The organism is Telluria sp. LT1R51-2, assembly GCF_059685775.1.
In genome coordinates this window covers 1,474,322-1,493,470 of the sequence record NZ_JCASIM010000001.1, presented here as the reverse complement: position 1 = coordinate 1,493,470, position 19,149 = coordinate 1,474,322, and the positions used below count along the sequence as shown (strand labels likewise).

Annotated in this window: 20 protein-coding genes; 10 read left to right on the top strand and 10 right to left on the bottom strand. The window is 64.1% G+C overall.

From position 1 onward, the window contains the following. Positions 1-8 precede the first annotated feature (8 nt). The 4 genes from AC56LH_RS06725 to AC56LH_RS06710 all read left to right on the top strand — a co-directional run bounded on the left by AC56LH_RS06725 (position 9) and on the right by AC56LH_RS06710 (position 2,657). Positions 9-272: a hypothetical protein gene (locus AC56LH_RS06725; protein ID WP_499645047.1), complete on the top strand. Its 264-nt coding sequence runs from the start codon at positions 9-11 to the stop codon at positions 270-272. A gap of 72 nt (positions 273-344) precedes the next feature. Beyond that, complete coding sequence (locus AC56LH_RS06720) at positions 345-614, top strand: hypothetical protein (RefSeq protein ID WP_499645045.1); 270 nt, start codon at positions 345-347, stop codon at positions 612-614. Between the two features lie 90 nt (positions 615-704). After that, complete coding sequence (locus AC56LH_RS06715) at positions 705-1,709, top strand: HDOD domain-containing protein (RefSeq protein WP_499645043.1); 1,005 nt, start codon at positions 705-707, stop codon at positions 1,707-1,709. Then, positions 1,710-2,657, top strand: coding sequence for a 5'-nucleotidase (locus tag AC56LH_RS06710; protein ID WP_499645041.1), 948 nt, complete (start codon positions 1,710-1,712; stop codon positions 2,655-2,657). It begins immediately after the preceding gene. Here AC56LH_RS06710 and AC56LH_RS06705 read toward each other — a convergent pair. Beyond that, on the bottom strand, positions 2,654-3,973 hold the full coding sequence (locus AC56LH_RS06705; RefSeq protein ID WP_499645039.1) for a GDSL-type esterase/lipase family protein: 1,320 nt from the start codon (positions 3,971-3,973) through the stop codon (positions 2,654-2,656). The two genes, AC56LH_RS06710 and AC56LH_RS06705, sit on opposite strands and share 4 nt — an antisense overlap. A 157-nt stretch (positions 3,974-4,130) precedes the next feature. On the opposite strand from AC56LH_RS06705, the gene mfd reads away from it, so the two are divergent. The 3 genes from mfd (at position 4,131) to AC56LH_RS06690 (ending at position 8,982) form a co-directional block, all read left to right on the top strand. Continuing rightward, positions 4,131-7,577: a transcription-repair coupling factor gene (gene mfd / locus AC56LH_RS06700; protein WP_499645038.1), complete on the top strand. Its 3,447-nt coding sequence runs from the start codon at positions 4,131-4,133 to the stop codon at positions 7,575-7,577. Beyond that, on the top strand, positions 7,574-8,428 hold the full coding sequence (gene serB, locus AC56LH_RS06695; protein ID WP_499645036.1) for a phosphoserine phosphatase SerB: 855 nt from the start codon (positions 7,574-7,576) through the stop codon (positions 8,426-8,428). Before mfd ends, serB begins: the two co-directional genes overlap by 4 nt. Positions 8,429-8,535: 107 nt before the next feature. Continuing rightward, positions 8,536-8,982, top strand: a complete 447-nt coding sequence (locus tag AC56LH_RS06690; RefSeq protein WP_499645034.1) for a hypothetical protein — start codon at positions 8,536-8,538, stop codon at positions 8,980-8,982. 380 nt (positions 8,983-9,362) lie between these two features. Here the strand turns inward: AC56LH_RS06690 and AC56LH_RS06685 are convergent, their stop codons facing one another. From AC56LH_RS06685 to AC56LH_RS06670, 4 genes are all read right to left on the bottom strand, one after another. Beyond that, positions 9,363-9,938 (bottom strand): DUF1349 domain-containing protein, encoded by a 576-nt coding sequence (locus AC56LH_RS06685; protein WP_499645032.1) that lies wholly within the window; start codon positions 9,936-9,938, stop codon positions 9,363-9,365. An 80-nt stretch (positions 9,939-10,018) separates the two neighbouring features. After that, complete coding sequence (locus tag AC56LH_RS06680; RefSeq protein ID WP_499645030.1) at positions 10,019-10,360, bottom strand: DMT family transporter; 342 nt, start codon at positions 10,358-10,360, stop codon at positions 10,019-10,021. A gap of 134 nt (positions 10,361-10,494) precedes the next feature. Further along, positions 10,495-10,881: a hypothetical protein gene (locus AC56LH_RS06675; protein ID WP_499648421.1), complete on the bottom strand. Its 387-nt coding sequence runs from the start codon at positions 10,879-10,881 to the stop codon at positions 10,495-10,497. A gap of 59 nt (positions 10,882-10,940) precedes the next feature. Continuing rightward, entirely contained in the window at positions 10,941-11,747 is an 807-nt protein-coding gene (locus AC56LH_RS06670) for a DUF72 domain-containing protein (protein ID WP_499645028.1), read from the bottom strand. A gap of 132 nt (positions 11,748-11,879) precedes the next feature. On the opposite strand from AC56LH_RS06670, the gene trxC reads away from it, so the two are divergent. Further along, positions 11,880-12,317, top strand: coding sequence for a thioredoxin TrxC (gene trxC / locus AC56LH_RS06665; RefSeq protein WP_499645026.1), 438 nt, complete (start codon positions 11,880-11,882; stop codon positions 12,315-12,317). A 75-nt stretch (positions 12,318-12,392) separates the two neighbouring features. Continuing rightward, positions 12,393-12,755, top strand: a complete 363-nt coding sequence (locus AC56LH_RS06660) for a DUF4870 family protein (RefSeq protein ID WP_183551787.1) — start codon at positions 12,393-12,395, stop codon at positions 12,753-12,755. Between the two features lie 30 nt (positions 12,756-12,785). Here AC56LH_RS06660 and AC56LH_RS06655 read toward each other — a convergent pair whose 3' ends face one another. The 4 genes from AC56LH_RS06655 to AC56LH_RS06640 form a co-directional block, all read right to left on the bottom strand. Next, positions 12,786-13,946, bottom strand: a complete 1,161-nt coding sequence (locus tag AC56LH_RS06655; protein WP_499645024.1) for a cystathionine beta-lyase — start codon at positions 13,944-13,946, stop codon at positions 12,786-12,788. Between the two features lie 12 nt (positions 13,947-13,958). Then, on the bottom strand, positions 13,959-15,320 hold the full coding sequence (gene rimO, locus AC56LH_RS06650; RefSeq protein WP_499456746.1) for a 30S ribosomal protein S12 methylthiotransferase RimO: 1,362 nt from the start codon (positions 15,318-15,320) through the stop codon (positions 13,959-13,961). Positions 15,321-15,494: 174 nt separating this feature from the next. Then, a complete protein-coding gene (phaR, locus tag AC56LH_RS06645; RefSeq protein ID WP_183551781.1) occupies positions 15,495-16,061 on the bottom strand; it encodes a polyhydroxyalkanoate synthesis repressor PhaR in 567 nt (188 codons plus the stop codon). Between the two features lie 204 nt (positions 16,062-16,265). Further along, positions 16,266-18,035 (bottom strand): PHA/PHB synthase family protein, encoded by a 1,770-nt coding sequence (locus AC56LH_RS06640; RefSeq protein WP_499645022.1) that lies wholly within the window; start codon positions 18,033-18,035, stop codon positions 16,266-16,268. Positions 18,036-18,096: 61 nt separating this feature from the next. On the opposite strand from AC56LH_RS06640, the gene AC56LH_RS06635 reads away from it, so the two are divergent. Continuing rightward, positions 18,097-18,342 (top strand): hypothetical protein, encoded by a 246-nt coding sequence (locus AC56LH_RS06635; RefSeq protein ID WP_183551775.1) that lies wholly within the window; start codon positions 18,097-18,099, stop codon positions 18,340-18,342. 24 nt (positions 18,343-18,366) lie between these two features. Here the strand turns inward: AC56LH_RS06635 and pgeF are convergent, their stop codons facing one another. Next, complete coding sequence (gene pgeF, locus AC56LH_RS06630; RefSeq protein ID WP_499645020.1) at positions 18,367-19,104, bottom strand: peptidoglycan editing factor PgeF; 738 nt, start codon at positions 19,102-19,104, stop codon at positions 18,367-18,369. Positions 19,105-19,149: the final 45 nt, after the last annotated feature.

The following is a 19,149-nucleotide window of genomic DNA, read 5'->3' as shown; positions in this document are numbered from 1 at the left end:
AGACTACCATGACACGCACCCTCGGAACCGCACTGATCGCAGGCATGATGGCATTCGGCCTGGCCGCATGTGATACCCCAAGCAAGACCACCGATTCGATGACAGGCTCGAGCAGCACGATGTCGACGACCGGCAGCTCGGTGCAGACCCCAAGCACCACCGGCGGCCAGGGCAGCTGGAATTCCGGCGCCACCGGCGCTACCGGCGTCAACAGCGCATCGGGCACCACCAGCAACAACGAGCCAGTGACCAACTCGGCAACCGGCCGCTGATCGATCGTCAGGCAACCATCCCACTGCTGCACACCGCACCCGTGGGTGGTTGATCTCTCAAGGAGAAATGCGATGAAACTGCTTCATACTGCACTTGTTGGCGGCATGTTCGCCTTTGTTCTGGCCGGTTGCAATACCACCGACACCATGGGCACCAGCAGCACCGGCTCGTCCTCGATGGGAACGACGTCAGCCGGTTCGACGGGCAATACAACCGTCGATGCACAAATGGGCATGACCCCGGCTGATGGCACGGCCACCGGTGCGGCATCCGCTACCGGCAACGCCAGCACGCCAACCAACACCGGTCACACGACCACCAGTTCGGATACCAAGCAGTAATTGCAACCACACATGGCCGGGTTCCCGGTCGTGTGTTGCATTGGCGCTGTAGAATCGCGCCATGCCTCCATCTTTCGTCATTCCCGTCCCATGAAACGCTGGCTTGCACGCCTGTTTGGCGCCATGCCCGCAGGGCCTGTCGATCACCCACCCTTTCCGTCCAGCTTGCCGGTGGCAGACGCGCTGCCCACGCCCGGCGCTGAACAGCCTGGTGCCCCCGATCTGGATCTCGCGTTCTTTCACTGGCTGGCCGGGCCGCATATAGCCGGTGCGGCGGGCGACGAAGCCCTGGTGCTCGACGAGCTGACGCGGCTCGCCCGCGATCCGCAGGCAGCAAGCGCCCTTGTACCGCGCGTGCCGGCCGTGATTCCGCAAGTGCTGCGCAGTCTGCGCGACGAGGCCGGCTCATCGGCCGATCTGGCGCGCCTGGTGGCACAGGATGCCGTCCTGGTCGCCGAGGTAATTCGCGAAGTAAACAGCCCGTACTATCAACCCGGCACACCCGTGCGCAATCTGGAAGGCGCGCTGCTGCTGCTTGGCCAGAACGGCCTGCGCATGCTGCTGGCGCGCGTGGCGTTTCGCCGGATCATCAGTCTGCAGACCAGCCGCCTTGCGCGCCTGGTCGCGCCGCAACTCTGGAGCCAGTCCGAGAAATGTGCGCAGGCCGCCAGCCTACTGGCGCACGGTCAGGGCGCCGATCCGTTCGAAGCCTATCTGGCCGGCCTGATGCACAATGTCGGCCTGATCGTGGCGCTGCGGGTGATCGATGGCCTGGTGCCCAGCGGCGGCTTGCCTGACAGTGACGCCTTCGGACTGCGCCTCGTGCGCGCGGCGCGCCTGATCTCGGCCGGTATCGCCGCGCAATGGGAACTGCCCCCGGCCATCGGCCACGCGATTGCCCATCTCGGCGACGCCGTAACGCCGTCTGCCAGTCTGCCCGCAGTACTGTGCGAGGCTGACCGCCTGGCCAAACTGCACATGCTGGCGCGGGGTGGCCAACCGGCATTTGTCAGTGCCGCGGCGAGCCTGTCCGCGGACCTGCACCGGATTTACGCTACCTTCAACGACACCGACCACGCTGATCAGGACGCCTGAATGCCCTTTCCCATCGAAGAAAAACTCGTGATCGGTGTCGCTTCCAGCGCGCTGTTCGATCTGTCCGATTCGCATCAGGTCTATCTGGACGGCGGGCCGGAAGCCTACCGCAGCCACCAGGAGCGCCAGCGTGACGTGATCCTGGCGCGCGGCGTCGCGTTCCCGTTCATCCGGCGCTTCCTGAGCCTGAACCGGTGCTTTCCGCAGCAGGCGCCCGTTGAGGTGGTGCTGTTTTCGCGCAATTCACCCGAGACGGGCCTGCGCGTGATGCGCTCGATCGCGCACTATGGCCTGGACATCTCGCGCGCCGTGTTCATGAGCGGCAAGTCGCCCTATCCGTATCTGCCGGCCTTCAACACCGCGCTATTCCTGTCGGCAAACGAAGATGACGTCAAGAGCGCGATCGCGGTCGATTATCCGGCCGGCCTCGTGCTGCCGTCGGGAATCGCCGATGAAGACACCGACATCGAGCTGCGCGTCGCCTTCGACTTCGACGGCGTCATCGCCGACGATGAGTCCGAAACGGTCTACAAGCGCAACAACGACCTGCGCGAATTCCACGCCCACGAAACCCTGCACATGGCGCGCCCGCACCAGCCAGGTCCGCTGGCGGGGATGTTTCGCAAGCTGGCCATGCTGCAGCAGCTGGAACACGAGGCCGAGCGCGCTGACCCGGATTACCGCCGCATCGTGCGAATCGCCATCATCACGGCGCGCAGCGCGCCGGCGCACGAGCGCGTCGTGACCACGCTGGGCAGCTGGGGCGTGTCGGCCGACGAGACATTCTTTCTGGGCGGGATGGACAAGGCGCGCGTGCTGTCGGTGTTCAAGCCGCACATTTTCTTCGATGACCAGCTCACCCACCTCAAGTCTGCCCCCGGCGGCACGGTGCCGATGGTGCACGTGCCGTTCGGCGTTGCCAACCGGCGCATCGTCGAGGGCGCTTAAAGACGCGGCAGCGCCATCAGCCGGTCGAGTTCGGGCTGCATTGCCGTCGCCCAGATCGCGTAGCCGGCTGCGTTCGGATGCAGCAGATCGGGCATGATGGTTTTCGCGAGTAGGCCATCCGGCGTCAGGAACGCGCGGTTCACGTCCAGGAACACGATCCGGTTGCCATCGGCCAGTGCCGGCAATTGCGCGTTGATGGCCTCGTTGGTGCGCCTGAGCGTGCTGTCGGGCATTGCGTCGCGCGGGAAGATCGCCATCAGCAGGATGCGCGTGCGCGGCAGGCGCTGCCGAAGCTCGTCGAGGTTACGACGGATGCCCGCCACGGTACTGGCGGGGAAATCGCCGCGCAAGCCGGTGTTGTTGGTGCCGATCATCAGCACCGCCACCTTCGGATCGAGACCGTCGACGGCGCCATTCTGCAACCGCCACAGCACGTTTTCGGTGCGATCGCCGCCGAACCCGAGGTCCAACGCATCGAACTTCGCATAGTGCGTTTGCCAGACGGGCGCGCCCTCCTTTTCCCAGCCCTGCGTGATCGAGTCGCCGATGAACACCAGTTGCGGGCTGCGACCGTCGCGCACCATCTGCTGTGCGTCGTCGAGTTTCTGGCGATGACGGGGCAGCCACCAGTCGATCGACCACGCTTCATCAAGCCTGGCCGGCGTGACCGCCACCGTGCGCCAGTCCGGGCACGCCGTGTTGGGCGTGCCGCCCGCTGCAATGGCCACGTTGGCGATGCTGACCTGGCCGCTGCCCGTGCCTTCCAGCGCAAACGGCCTGGCCACCTGCGAGAAATCGTCGCCGTCGCGCGCGAAGCACGACAGCGCCAGCACGACGCGCTGCCAGCCCTTGCCCTGCGCGGCGCGTCCGGGAAGCACATACGGCACCTGGCGTTCGCAGGACGGACCGCAACCGACCTTGACCACGAGGCCACCGGCGTCGAGCGCATCGACCTTCAGGTCGAATCCCAGCGTGCCTTGCGCAAGGAGTGGCCGCAAATCCTGCGGCGCCGTTTGCAGCGCCACGCCGCTTTTCCAGATCTGGCGCCATTGCAGCGTGAGGGCGGCGCCACCGTCGGCATACTTGCTGCGCGTGAGCTCGATGGCGCTCTCCGGGAAGGTCGTGCGCAGCGCGGCGTCAGCGGTGACCTTTTCGCCATCCAGCCGGTGCGAGCTATCGGGCGCCAGCGCCAGGATCTCGACACCGGTTCGCGGCGCATCGCCCAGCAGGACCAGCGGTGCTGCCGGCGCCGCGCTGGCCGCTGCACTCAGCAGGCATGAAACAATCAGGGGCAAGGCAGCAAAGGCTGGGCGCATCGTATCTCCGTGATTTTTATGTTAGCGCAATCATGCCCGTGATTCGGCTTCCAGACAAGCCGCCGCTCTCCACGCTGCGCGGCGAGCAGGCACGCGTTCGACTATAATTGGCCACCACTTTCCAGCGCATTTTTCACGGATCTTTCAAGCACGCGGCATGCCTTTCGACCTCGAGAAACACCTTCCCAAAGCAGGCCATCGTTTCGTCCTGCCGCTCCTTCATGGTTCGTCCGACGCCTACGCGCTGGCGGTTGCCGCCCTTGCGCTCAAGGCTCAGGGCCAGATGCTCACCGTCGTCGTGGCCAATGCCAGCGACGGCCAGCGGCTGCTCGATGAAATCCCGTGGTTCGCCGATGGCAAGCTGGCCTGCCACCTGCTGCCGGATTGGGAAACGCTGCCGTACGATGCGTTTTCGCCGCACCAGGACCTGGTGTCCGAACGCCTGGCCACGCTGCACGAGATCCGCAACGGCCAGTGCGACGTGCTGATGGTGCCGGCGACCACGGCGCTGGTGCGCCTGGCGCCGCCGTCGTTCCTGGCGGCCTACACCTTCTTCTTCCGCCAGGGCGAACGCCTCGACGAAGCGCGCCTGAAGGCACAGCTGACGCTGGCCGGCTATACGCACGTGTCGCAGGTGATGTCGCCGGGCGAGTACTCGGTGCGCGGCGGCCTGATCGACCTGTTCCCGATGGGCTCTGCCCTGCCCTACCGACTTGACCTGTTTGGCGACGAGATCGAATCGATCCGCACGTTCGACGCCGACACCCAGCGCTCGCTGTATCCGGTGCGCGAAGTGCGCCTGCTGCCAGGCCGCGAATTCCCCATGGACGAAGCGGCGAGAACCGGCTTTCGCGGCCGCTGGCGCGAACGTTTCGAGGGCGATCCGTCCCGCTCGCCGATTTACCGCGACATCGGCAACGGCATCGCCGCCGCCGGTATCGAGTACTACCTGCCACTGTTCTTCGATTCGACCTCGACGCTGCTGGATTACCTGCCGGACGGCACGCCACTGGCGCTGGTCGGCGATATCGATGGCGCCATCGGGCGCTTCTGGATGGACACCGAGTCGCGCTACCGTTTTTTGAAAAGCGACCGTGAGCGCCCGATCCTCGAGCCGACCGAACTGTTCCTGAGCGCGGAGCAGTTCTTCACCTGCATCAAGCCGCACGGCCGCTGGAATATCGCGCGCGACCCGCTCGCGCCGGCGTCCGAACTGTCGGCGCCGATTCCCGACGTCGCCGTCAACCGCCGCCTGGACGATCCGCTCGCCAGCCTGCGCACCTACCTCGAGCGCAGCGACACGCGCGTGATGATCTGCGCCGATTCGGCCGGCCGGCGCGAAACGCTGCAGCAGTACTTCAGCGAATACCGGCTTGATCTGACCCCAGTCGAAGGTTTCGAGGGTTTCCGCGCGAGCGACGCCCGCCTGGCCCTGGGCGTGGCGCCACTGCAGGCCGGCTTCGAGCTGCTCGATGCGGGCGCCGGCCACCTGGTCTTCATCACCGAGACGGAGCTGTATGCCGGTTCGGGCCGGCGCGCCGGGAAGAAGAAGCAGGAAGCGACGAGCCAGGTCGAGTCGATGGTGCGCGACTTGTCCGAACTCAAGATCGGCGACCCGGTCGTGCACATCAACCACGGCATCGGGCGCTACATGGGCCTGACCAGCATGGACCTGGGCGAAGGCGAGACCGAATTCCTGCACCTGGAATACGCGAAAGACACGAAGCTGTACGTGCCGGTGTCGCAGCTGCACGTGATCGCACGCTACTCGGGCACGGCGGCCGAAGACGCGCCTCTGCACTCGCTTGGCTCGGGCCAGTGGGAAAAGGCCAAGCGCAAGGCCGCCGAGCAGGTGCGCGATACGGCTGCCGAACTCCTGAACCTGTACGCGCGGCGCGCACTGCGCCAGGGCCATGCGTTCGAGTATTCGAACGTCGACTACGAAAATTTCTCGCAGAGCTTCGGCTTTGAAGAGACGCCCGACCAGGCCGAGGCGATCCACAACGTCATCAAGGATATGACGTCGGGCCGCCCGATGGACCGCCTGGTGTGCGGCGACGTCGGCTTCGGCAAGACCGAGGTCGCGCTGCGCGCAGCGTTCATCGCCGTCATGGGTGGCAAGCAGGTCGCGATCCTGGCGCCGACGACGCTGCTGGCCGAGCAGCATGCCCAGACCTTCGCCGACCGCTTCGCCGACTGGCCCGTGAAGATCGCCGAGCTGTCGCGCTTCCGGACCGGCAAGGAAATCAACAACGCGATCAAGGGCATGGCCGACGGCACGCTCGACATCGTGATCGGCACCCACAAGCTGCTCTCGCCCGACGTGAAGTTTACGCGTCTGGGCCTGGTGATCATCGACGAAGAACACCGCTTCGGCGTGCGTCAGAAGGAAGCGCTGAAATCGCTGCGCGCCGAAGTCGATGTGCTCACGCTCACCGCGACGCCGATCCCGCGCACGCTGGGCATGGCGCTGGAAGGCCTGCGCGACTTTTCGATCATCGCCACCGCGCCGCAAAAGCGCCTGGCGATCAAGACGTTCGTACGGAGCGAAGACGGCTCGATCATCCGCGAGGCGTGCCTGCGTGAACTCAAGCGCGGTGGCCAGATCTACTTCCTGCACAACGAAGTCGACACCATCGAAAACCGCCGTGCGATGCTGCAGGAGCTGCTGCCCGAGGCCCGCATCGGCGTGGCGCACGGCCAGATGCACGAGCGCGACCTGGAAAAAGTCATGCGCGACTTCGTGGCGCAGCGCTTCAATATCCTGCTGTGCACGACCATCATCGAGACCGGTATCGACGTGCCGACCGCGAACACGATCATCATGCACCGCGCCGACAAGTTCGGCCTGGCGCAGCTGCACCAGTTGCGCGGGCGCGTAGGCCGCTCGCACCACCAGGCGTATGCCTACCTGCTGGTGAGCGACGTGCAGAATCTGACCAAGCAATCGCAGCGCCGCCTGGACGCCATCCAGCAGATGGAAGAACTGGGCAGCGGTTTCTACCTGGCCATGCATGACCTGGAAATCCGGGGCGCCGGCGAGGTGCTCGGCGAAAACCAGTCCGGCGAGATGCTGGAGATCGGCTTCCAGCTGTATTCGGACATGCTCAACGAGGCGGTGCGCTCGCTCAAGGCCGGCAAGGAACCCGACCTGGCCGCGCCGCTGTCATCGACCACCGAGATCAATCTGCACGTGCCCGCCCTGCTGCCGGCCGACTACTGCGGCGACGTGCACGAGCGCCTGTCGATCTACAAGCGCCTGGCCAACTGCGAAAGCGCGGACCGTATCGACAGCATGCAGGAGGAGCTGATCGACCGCTTCGGCAAGCTGCCCGAGCCAGTGAAGGCGCTGGTCGAGACGCACCGGTTGCGCATTGCGGCCAAGGCCGTGGGCATCGTCAAGATCGACGCCCACGGCGAAGCGGCCAGCCTGCAGTTCATGGAAAAGCCGCCGATCGATCCGATCAGGATCATCACGCTGATCCAGAAGAACCGCCACGTCAAGCTGGCCGGCCAGGACAAGCTGCGCATCACGGCCAGCATGCCGGACCTGTCGGCGCGCGTGAACCAGATCAAACAGACCATCAAACAACTACTCGCATGAACACGACGATGAATCTGGTGCTGCAGGGCCCGCAGGCCGACCAAGCCACGCTGGCACGCCTGGCGCAACTGGCCAATCCGCAGCGCACCAGCGCCGTGGGCGAACATGCGCTGCGCTGCGAAGGCGTGGCGTTTTCCGCCGACCTGAAAGAGCGTCTCGACGCCGCGGCGTTCGAGGCTGGCGTCGACGCGACCTTTATCGCGGCCGGCCGTTCACTGGCCGATGTGCGCCTGGTGGCGATGGACATGGATTCGACGCTGATCACGATCGAGTGCATCGACGAAATCGCCGACATGCAAGGCCTCAAGCCGCAAGTGTCCGAGATCACCGAGGCGGCAATGCGCGGCGAGCTCGATTTCTCGGAAAGCCTCAGGCGCCGCGTGGCGCTGCTGGCAGGATTGGATGCCGGTGCGCTGCAGCGCGTCTACGACGAGCGGCTGCGCATCTCGCCGGGCGGCGAGGCGATGCTCGAGGCCGTGCAGGCGGCCGGCATCAGGACGCTGCTGGTGTCGGGTGGGTTCACATTCTTTACCGAGCGCCTGGGCGAGCGCCTGGGCCTGGATTACACGCATGCGAATGTGCTCGAGATCGCGGATGGCAAGCTGACCGGCCGCGTCGTCGGCGGGATTGTCGATGCGGAGGAAAAGAAGCGCACTGTCGAGCGCGTGTGTGCTGAACTGGGCATCTCGCCATCGCAGGCGGTCGTGATGGGCGACGGCGCCAACGACCTGCGCATGATGAGTATTGCCGGGCTGTCGGTGGCGTTTCGCGCCAAGCCGGTTGTGCGGGCCCAGGCCAATGTGGCGCTCAATTTCTCGGGGCTAGATGGGTTGTTGACGATTCTGGGCTGATGAGCGGCCACACCTATGTACCGGTTGTTTGCGCGCTGTAACAGCGTGTAAAACCGTGCGCCGTCTTGTACGCAAGCTCGTATGATGACTTGATCAGGAGGAGCGCCATGAAAAATCTTGCGATCGTTATTGTGTCACTGGGCATGCTGGCGGGCTGCGCCGCGCCAGGCCCCTATTACAGCAATCAAGGCTACGCCCAACCGGCAGATCCCAGTCAATGGCGCGTTGTGTCCGTGACGCCCGTGCCAGTGGGTACCGGTGCGCGCGTGGCATCATCGGGCGGCAGCACCGTCACCTCGACGCCCGTGCCTGCAACGACCTATTCGACGCCGTACTACACGCCACAGCAGCCGGTGTATGTCCAGCAGCAACCCGTGTACATCCAGCAGCAGCCGGTGTACGTACCGCAACCGGTGTATGTCGAACAGCCGAACTACTGGTATCCACCGATCTCGATCGGACTGGGTTTCGACTTCGGCCGTAGCAGCTGGCACGGTCATCGTGGCCGGGGCTGGGGCGGAGGTATCGGAACACACTTCCCGTACCGCAGGTAATACGCAACAAAAGCCGGCCGACGCCGGCTTTTTTCATGCAGAAAAGCCGGGGTCAGGTCTGACATTCGGACACGATCTCGACAATGCAGTAGCCGGAACCAGCTGGCATCTGGCCATGCTAATACTGAACAAGACGCTATTGAACGCGCCTAAGGCTGAGGTCGTGTCCGAATGTCAGACCTGACCCCCGCTGTGTGACCCCGGCTGTGACCCCGGCTGTGTCACACTACACACCGCAGCAGCTGGCGCGGCCATCGCGGTTGTGGTTGGGGTGGGCGTATCGGGTCGCATTTCCCGTACCGCAGGTAACACGCAACGAAAGCCGGCTGATGCCGGCTTTTTCATGCGCTAACTCCTGGTGACGCAATGCGGTCTCGCGCTCACGACAAATCGTGCAAATCTTTCTGCAGTGCCGGTTGTACCGAGAACTTGCTGAACACTACCTCCAAACCGCCACGTTGAGGCGTGCAGCACATGGGGCCGACGAGGTAACGATCCGCAACGGGAAACGGTGCCAGGCGAAGCAAGGGCCACACGATGCCATCGACTGAATACTGCGCCCTGACGGTGCCAGACCCGACGGTCACGCGGATCCAGAAGCCGTCACTGATGGACGGCGCAGGCATCACGGCCCAGTCCGACTTTTCGGCCGTCAACACGGTGCTGAGCATCAGTTGATCGTCCGAAAACTCCACACCGATCTTGATCCAGTGGGCCTCGTCGATCCTCACCATCAACCCCGCCTGGTCATACAACGCCTGAAAGTTTGCGCGTACATGCAGTTGGGCGGTAAATGCATGATCAACGGGCCTGCCGAAGAAGTGGCCGTTATCATGGATGAAATCGTATTGGGTGATGCGCCAGAAGTCCGTGTTCTCGCTGGTGACGACCTTTAACGCGTCCTGGTCGATCTGGCGTTCAGGTGGCGTGTGAAGCCATGTACATTCGTTGAACATGTAATCTCTCTTTCTTACTGTGCCGCGACTTCGCTTTGCAGCGCTGGATCCGGAAGCTGCGTACGGCCTTCGCCAAAGGATCAGGCCTCGCCAGTTCTTTCAATACTGAGAACAAGAACACCCACAAGAATGATGGCGATGCCAGTCAGCTTCTGGAGCGAAACCTGCTCTTGAAAGAACGCGATGCCAACGAGCGCGGTGATGGCCGTGCCACTGGCAGCCCACACCGCATACGTGACACCCATTTCCAACTGGCGCAAGGCAATTGCCATGAGCCAGACCGCTGCGATATAGAACAAGCCTGCCAGAAGCGCTGGACCGATCCTGGTGAAGCCAGCCGATTGCCTGAGCGCAATCGTGCCAGCAACTTCTGACATAACGCTGATGCCCAGAACGATCCAGGCCATGAAAATCGCACTCATGGATTCCCCTCCATTTGCTCATCAACCACTTGTACCGAGTGGCGTGAGCAACATCGTGGAGCGGTACCTTGAGGGCGTTAGTGTAGACCATTCACCAGAAAATTTGAACGTTCATGGCGAACGTCGCCTGCCTCTTAACGTCCAAACAGATCGTGCGAATCGAGAATCGCCCAGGCGATCTCGGGCCGCATGGTCAAGCACCTCCGCACCGCTGCCGGCACGGATTGCCGCACCTTCTTGCACAACCCAGGCCGGTCTTCGAGCACGATCACGATGCCGCGTACGCTGCGTACCTCGTTCGGGCCCGGCGCGATGTGCAGCGTCGCGCCGATGTTCCTGTGGATCAGGCCCTGCACATATTGCAGATCGGCGTAACTCTCGACGCGCTCGATCCGCTCGATCAGCTTGAGTTCCTGCTGGCGCGTGATCATCAACGGGCGCTGATCCAGATGCGGGTCGGCCAGCACGCCTGCCCGGTCGCAGACGCAGGCGCCTGGCGGGCACTCGACCCGTAGGGGCATGGCGGCAGGCTGCGGGCCTGCAGTCGGGCCCGGCTCTGACTGGACGGCGGTGGAGGAGTTCACTCGGATCGCGCGGTGATGGTTGGACCCGCTGATTCTACCGCGCCCCGGTCGCCCGATGGCCCCACTTCATGCCCCATCAGTTCGAGCGCATTGGGCACGGCTGCGCCCTCCGCTGTATTGTCGAAGATGCACCACACCGTGCGCCCCGCCGCGATATCGCGCTCAATGCGGCTGCGCCAGCGGGCGATCTCGTCGCCCGGATACGCCGAATAATAGATGCGCGGCGCGCCGTGCAGGCGCACGTAGACGTGGGTATCGCTGGTCGGTTCGTGCTCCCCGGGCTGGCCGGCGGCAGGATCCGCAATGACGCGCACAATGCCGCACTCGCGCAGCGTCGCCGTGGCAGATTCCGAGAACCAGCTGGCGTGACGCGCTTCGAACGCAATGCTGCAGCCGAAACGCTCATGCACCTGCCCGAAGAATGCATGCGCCAGCACGTCATCGAAACCGAAGCGCGGCGGCAGCTGGACCAGCAGGCAGCCCAGCTTGTCGCCCAACATGCCGGCTTCGCCCTGGAACCGGTCAAGCAGCGCATCGACATCGTGAAGCCTGGCGTCATGCGTGATCGCGCGCGGCACCTTGACCGCGAAGCGGAAGTGTTCGGGCACGCTGGCGGCCCAGCGCGCATAGGTCTCGGGTTTGTGCGGTCGGTAGAACGACGAGTTGATTTCCACCGCCGGGAACACGGCGGCATAGCGTTCGAGGTGGCTTCCCTCTGCCGGAAATGCGGCGAAGTCCTTGCTCCCAAGGCTCCAGCCAGCGCAGCCGACCAGCAGGCTGCCGGGCGTATTCTGCTCAGGCATACGATCGTCTCATTTGTATTATTGCAATCATTCTAGCGATCCGGGGCGCGGCGCGGCGCATGGCAGGGCCGGCGACGTGCAGACCGGGCCCCGCTTACAATAACGGCATCATATCGACCGAAGGAATTCAGCATGACCGAACCAACCCACATCGTTTGCCCGCACTGCGACGCCGTCAACCGCATGCCGCAGTCGCGCCTGCAGGACGCGCCAACCTGCGGCAAATGTACGCAGCCACTGTTCACAGGGCGTCCACTGGACGTCGACAGCGCGCGCTTCGAGCGCCACATCGGGCGCAACGATATTCCCGTGCTGGTGGACTTCTGGGCTGAATGGTGCGGCCCTTGCAAGATGATGGCGCCGGCGTATGCGCAAGCCGCCGGGCAACTCGAGCCATCAGTGCGCCTGCTGAAAGTGGACACCGAGCGCGCGCAGGATCTGTCGGCGCGCTTTGCGATCCGCAGCATCCCGACGCTGGCACTGTTCAAGGGCGGCCGCGAAATCGCGCGCCAGTCCGGCGCGATGGATGCGGTGCGCCTCTCCGCTTGGGTGCGCCAGCACATCGGGTAAAGCGGCAGGGTCATTGTCGCGAATCGTGCTGCTACAATGGCAACAAAGGGGGTTGGCCCCGCACGAGGAGACGGTATGTCGCAAGAACTGATTCTGGAACGAGGCGTCGAAGACAACAAGCACTGGGCGCGCATCCTGTACGTGATCCACGCGCTGACGTTCTTCTTTTCGCTCGGCATGCTGTCGATCGTGCCAGTGATCGTCAACTACGTGAAGCGCCCGGACACGGCCGGTACGATGGTCTACACGCACCACACGTGGATGATCCGCTCGTTCTGGTGGTACGTGGTGTGGATGGCGGTTGGCGCGGTGCTGTTCGCCACCATCATCGGTATTCCCGCGGCGTGGGTGGTGTGGCCCGTCGCGTGGATCTGGAAAGCGTATCGGCTGATCCGCGGCTTCATTGATTTGAACAACAACCGCGCGATGCCGGTGTAAAAAGATGGGGCCAATGGCCCCATTTTTATGTCACAACACGTCAAAGGCCTGGGCCAGATCGGCGATCAGGTCGGCCGGGTCTTCCAGGCCCACATTGAAGCGCACCAGTACCCCGCCCTCCCACTGATCCCGCAAGCTGTTTATCCGATATGGCATCACGAGACTGTTGGGCCCACCCCAGCTGTAGCCGATGCCAAACAGCGTCAGCGCATCGACCATGCGATCGACCTGCGCCTCGTCCAAGCGTGCGTCGAACACCACCGAGAACAAGCCGCCCGCGCCCGTGAAATCGCGCTGCCAGAACGCATGGCCCGGGCAATCCTCACATGCCGGATGCAGCACCTTTGCGATCTCGGGCCGCGCCTTGAACCAGGCGGCCAGCTCGCGCGCGCTGGCGTCGTGCCGGTCGAAGCGCATCTTCATCGTCGGCAAGCCGCGCTGCACCAGATACGCATCGTCCGGGCTCACGCCCAGGCCCAAGCGCATGTGCGCCAGCGCCAGCCGGTCGTTCAGCGCGCGGTCACGCGTGATCACGGCGCCCATCAACAGGTCGGCGCCGCCCGACTGGTACTTGGTCAGCGCGTGCATGACGATGTCCGCGCCAAGATCGAACCCGCGCAGCGCCAGACCGGCCGACCATGTGTTATCGAGCGCCACCAGCACGCCCCGCTGGTGTGCCGCATGGCACAGCGCCGGCAGATCCGGCACTTCCATCGACACCGAGCCGGGCGCTTCGGCCCACAGCAGCTTGGTGTTCGGCTGGATCAGCGCAGCGATGGCGGCGCCGATCATCGGATCGTAGTAGCGCGCGGTGACGCCAAAATCGGCGCTGAGCCAGCGGCCCAGTTCGCGGTTCGGGTTGTAGACGTTCTCGGGCAACAGCACATCGTCGCCGCTTTTGAGCAGCGCAAAGTCGACCATCGCGATCGCCGCCAGGCCCGACGGCGTGAGCAGGCAATGATTGCCGCCCTCGATCTCAGCCAGCTTGCCTTCCAGCGTGAACGTAGTCGGCGTGCCGTGCAAGCCGTAGGTATAGGCGGTCTTGTCTGTCCACTGGCTCGCGCGCATCGCCGCCGTGTTCGCAAACAGCACGGTCGACGCGCGGTGCGTCGCCGGCGGGAAGGCGTCGAACCCCGCCGGTGCGACATAGTCGCTATGCACCAGCGTGGTCTGGATCGACTTGGCGCTCATGGGCTCAGCCGCTTAGACGGGATTGGCCCACAGGTCGTGCGCATCGGCCTTCGTGATGACGACATCGGCGAACTGGCCGACGACCAGTTTGCTCTTGCCCGGCACGAGTGGCCGCTTGATGTGCACGACGCCGTCGATCTCGGGCGCATCGGCGCTCGAACGGCCGATCGCTTCGCGGGCGCCCACTTCGTCGATCAGCACGCGCAGCGTCTTGCCGACCTTGGCCTGCAGGCGCTTGGCCGAAATTTCTTCTTGCAGCAGCATGACGCGCGCGCGGCGCTCTTCACGCACTTCTTCCGGCACCGGATTCTCGAGCAGGTTCGCGGTCGCGCCTTCGACCGGCGAATAGGCGAAGCAGCCCAGGCGGTCGATCTGCGCTTCTTTCAGGAAGTCGAGCAGATACTCGAACTCGGCCTCGGTCTCGCCCGGGAAGCCGGCGATGAAGGTCGAACGGATCGTCAGGTCCGGATTCATCGAACGCCATTTCAGGATGCGCTCGAGGTTGCGCTCGCCGCTGGCCGGGCGCTTCATGCGTTTCAGGACATCCGGGTGCGCGTGCTGCATCGGGATGTCGAGGTACGGCAGCACGTGGCCATCGCCCATGAACGGGATCGCGTGATCGACGTGCGGGTACGGATAGACATAGTGCAGGCGCACCCAGGCGTCGTACTGGCGCGCGAGCTGGCCCAGTGCTTCGACCAGCTGCGTCATGTGCGTCTTGATCGGGCGGCCATTCCAGAAGCCGGTGCGGAACTTGACGTCCACGCCATAGGCACTGGTGTCCTGCGAAATCACGAGCAGTTCCTTGACGCCGGACTTGAACAGGTTCTCGGCTTCGACCAGCACTTCGTCGATGCGGCGCGAGACCAGATCGCCGCGCATCGACGGGATGATGCAGAAGCTGCAGCGGTGGTTGCAGCCTTCGGAAATCTTCAGGTAGGCGTAGTGCTTTGGCGTGAGTTTCACGCCGTGGTCCGGCACCAGATCGATGAACGGATCGTGCGGCTTCGGCAGGTGCAGGTGGACCGAGTCCATCACCTCGGCCAGCGCATGCGGGCCGGTCACAGCCAGCACCTTCGGGTGCACCTTGGTGATGATGTCGTCGCCTGCCGCATCCTTCTTGGCGCCCAGGCAGCCGGTGACGATCACCTTGCCGTTTTCGGCCAGCGCTTCGCCGATGGCGTCGAGCGACTCCTGCACGGCGGCGTCGATGAAGCCACAGGTATTGACGATCACGAGGTCCGCCCCGTCGTACGAGTTGGCGGTCTGGTAGCCTTCGGCGCGCAGCTGGGTCAGGATCTGCTCGGAATCGACCAGCGCTTTCGGGCAGCCAAGCGAGACAAAGCCGACCTTCGGCGCGATCACACCGGGCATGGGCGCCGGAATGATGACGCCAGGTGCCTTGGCTGTGGCAGCCAGGCTGCTAGAGTTGGCGGAAGGACTACGACGAAGTTCAGTCATGGGCAGCGGAAAAGTGTTTGGGCAATCCGCGATTGTACCTGAACCCGGCCCCGAGGGTGATGCCCTGCCGCCCGAATACCGGGTGGTTTATTTCTTGTCGGTGGGCGGGGGCGTCATGCCCGGGAATGGAAACACACCGAACATCGCCTTGCTCTGGCTCTGCATCTGTTCCTGCATCTGGATGAACAGGTTCTTGCTCTGGTCGATGTAGTTGTTCATCATGCCCTGCATCATCGGACCCTGGACGTTCATGAACTGGGTCCACATCTCGGGGCTGAATGGCTTGCCCTCGATGGCGCCGGCGGCGTTGCTCGTGAATTTGTGCTGGATGTCGGTGAAGGCCTGGACGTTCTTTTCCAGGTACGAGCCCATCATGCCCTGCATCGCGTGGCCGTAGTAGCGGATAATTTGCGAGAGCACCGAACTCGAAAACATCGGCACGCCATTCGCTTCTTCTTCGAGGATGATCTGGAGCAGGATCGCGCGGGTCAGGTCTTCGCTGCTCTTGGCATCGACCACGGTGAAGTCGTCGGCGTCCAGCACCAGCTGCTTGACGTCTGACAGCGTGATGTAGGAACTGGTCTGCGTGTCGTACAGGCGACGGTTCGGGTATTTCTTGATCAGGCGTTCTGCACTCTTCTTCACACTGCTCATCTCTGTTTCCATGGTTTGCGGCGCCGCTTCGTGAGCCGCGCACTTATGATTATTCTGGCCGGCGTGGCCGGCTCGTCTCCACCCGACCCACGACCGGTTCGACCGTGGGGGATAACAGACACCTTACCACGCAATTGTGGCAGTTGCAGCAATTACCAGATGCACCACAAGCATGGCTTTTCTGTCAATACATGCGGTGGACAGCTAGTCACCCCTGACCTGTACATAGCGTCCTGGCGCTGGCTCGGACGGCGGATAGTCGCTGCTGCCCGCGACGCCAGGGGCCGGCACTTGCGCGCCGCCGTGCTCGGCCAGGAAGTTGGCCCACGCCGGCCACCAACTGCCTTTGTGCTCTGCAGCACTCTCGAACCAGGCGGCATCCGTCTTGGGCCGCAACTTGCCGCCCTTGTCGTTGATCCAGTGACTGCGCTTGTTTTTCGAAACCGGGTTGATGACGCCAGCGATATGGCCCGACGCGCCCAGCACAAAGCGGTTCGCTTTCGGGTTGCGCGGATTGAGCAGCTGCATCGACGCAAATGCCGCTGTCCAAGGCACGATATGGTCTTCCTTCGAGCCGTACACGAACACAGGCGCATCGATGGCGCCCAGGTCGACCGGTACGCCGCACACCATCAGCGCGCCCGGTTGCTTCAGCTTGTTTTCCAGATACATATTGCGCAAGTACCAGCAGAACATCGGCCCTGGCAGATTGGTGCTGTCGGCGTTCCAGTACAGCAGATCGAACGCCGGTGGTTCCTTGCCCTTCAGGTAGTTTTGCTGGACATAGTTCCAGACCAGGTCGTTCGGGCGCAGCGACGAAAACGTCGTGGCCAGGTCGCGCCCCGGCATCAGGCCGCCAGCAGCGAGCTTCTGCTCGCGCAGCGCCACCTGGGTTTCGTCGATGAACACCTCGAGCACGCCGGCGTCCGAAAAGTCCAGCAGCGTGGTCAGGAGCGACAGGCTCGCGGCCGGCTGGCGCCCGCGCGCCGCCAGCACGGCCAGCGCCGTGGCGGCAATGGTGCCGCCGACGCAGAAGCCGAACACGTGCGCTTTCTCTTGCCCCGTGATCTGGGCCACGACGTCAAGCGCGCGGATCGCACCGTCTTCGACGTAATCGTCCCAGCGCAGGTGCGACTGGCTGCGGTCCGGGTTACGCCAGGAGACCATGAACACGGTGTGGCCCTGCTCCACCACGTAGCGCACCAGTGAATTCTCCGGCTGCAGGTCGAGGATGTAGAACTTGTTGATGCACGGCGGGATCATGACCAGCGGCACGCTGTGCACGTTCGCCGTAGTCGGCGTGTACTGGATCAGCTGGAACAAATCGTTTTCGAACACGACCTGGCCGGCCGTGTTGCCGACATTGCGGCCCACTTCGAAGGCCGTTTCGTCCGATTGCGAAATGCGGCCCTTCTGCAGGTCGGTCAGCATATTGCTCAAGCCCTTGGTCAGGCTTTCGCCCTGGGTCTCGATCATGTGCTGCTGCGCTTCCGGGTTGGTGGCCAGGAAGTTGGCGGGCGACATCGCGTCGATCATCTGCTGCACCGAGAAGCGCAGCTTCTGGCGCTCGCGCGGACCAACCTCGACCGCATCGGCCATCGCCATCATGCATTCGGCGTTGAGCAGGTAGGAAGCGGCCGAGAACGCCGACAATGGATTGCCGCGCCATTCGGCTGCCGCGAAGCGCCGGTCGCTGAGCTCCGGCGTCTTGCCCAGCATGACGTCTTGCCACAGCTGCGTTGCTTTCTTGAGATAATCGTCGCGGATCGCTTCCATGCGGGCCGTGTCGATGCCGGCGCCGGCATCTTTCAGGAAGCCGGCCAGCGGGCTCGCGCCACCCGGGGCGGGCATGCCCGGCATCGCTGGCATGGCAGGCATGGCGGACATCATCGTCATCCAGGGTTGCCAAGCGGCAGGGTCGGACCATTGGGACAACCAGGCAGCGGCAAGCGCTTGTGGATCAGGCATGTTCATGTGGGCATCCGTTGTTAGAATCGCGTCTCTTCAACCAGGAACTACAACAAGGAACTACTGCATGTGGATCGTTGCCATTGCCTGGATATACGTTGTGGTGCTCATGGCGGCGACCGAGCCGACCGTCGTGGCCGGCATCATGACGTTCGCGTTTTATTGCGCACTGCCATTATCCATACTTTTTTATATCACTGGCGCGAAACGGCGCCGGCAGCGCGGGCGAACACAGCAGTCCCGGCATCAGGTCAGACCACGGCGGGAGTCGCCGGCAGACGACATGGATGACGGCGGCGGTGACGGTGACTGAGCCGTACCGCATCGCGCGCAGGCGTTATTTACGCCAGATGACGCTGGCCTGGCGGCCGGTGACGCCATCGCGGCGATAGGAATAAAAGCGCTCAGGCGCACTGGCCGTACACAGCCCGCCACCATGCACGCGTTCGACGCCATCATGCGCCAGCGTCAAGCGGGCCAGCGTGAACATGTCGGCGAGGTGCTTACCGGGGCGACCCGGATAGGCCGTGAAGCAGGCGCGCGTCGCGTCGCCCGGCAGCGCCGCGGCAAATGCCGCCACCACGTCGTCGCCAACCTCGAACGCATCCGGACCGATTGCCGGCCCCATCCACGCCGTGATCTCGCCCGCGCCGGCCGCACGCATGGCGCGCACGGTCGCGCCCAGCACGCCGCCAGCCAGTCCGCGCCAGCCGGCGTGCGCCGCGCCGACCACCTTGCCATCCAGATCGGCAAACAGCACCGGCAGACAATCGGCAGTCAGGATGGCGCAGACGACGCCGGGTGTCGTGGCTATGCTGGCGTCGCCCGTGCGCACCGGCTGGCTCGGGCCCACGGTGCCGGCGTCAACGACGTCGGCGCCATGCACCTGGGCGATCCAGGCTGGACGGCCCGGCAACCAGGCTTGCAGCAAGGCGCGGTTGGCGGCGACGGCGTCGGGCGCGTCGTTCACATGCAGGCCAAGATTCAGGCCACCGCCACCCTTGCCGTCGTCGTACGGACCGACGGAGACGCCGCCATCGCGGCTGGTGGCCAGCGCGCCGACGGATGCCGGCAAGTCAGGCCAATCTGGCCAGACCAGCGCTGAATGGGACAACGGGGC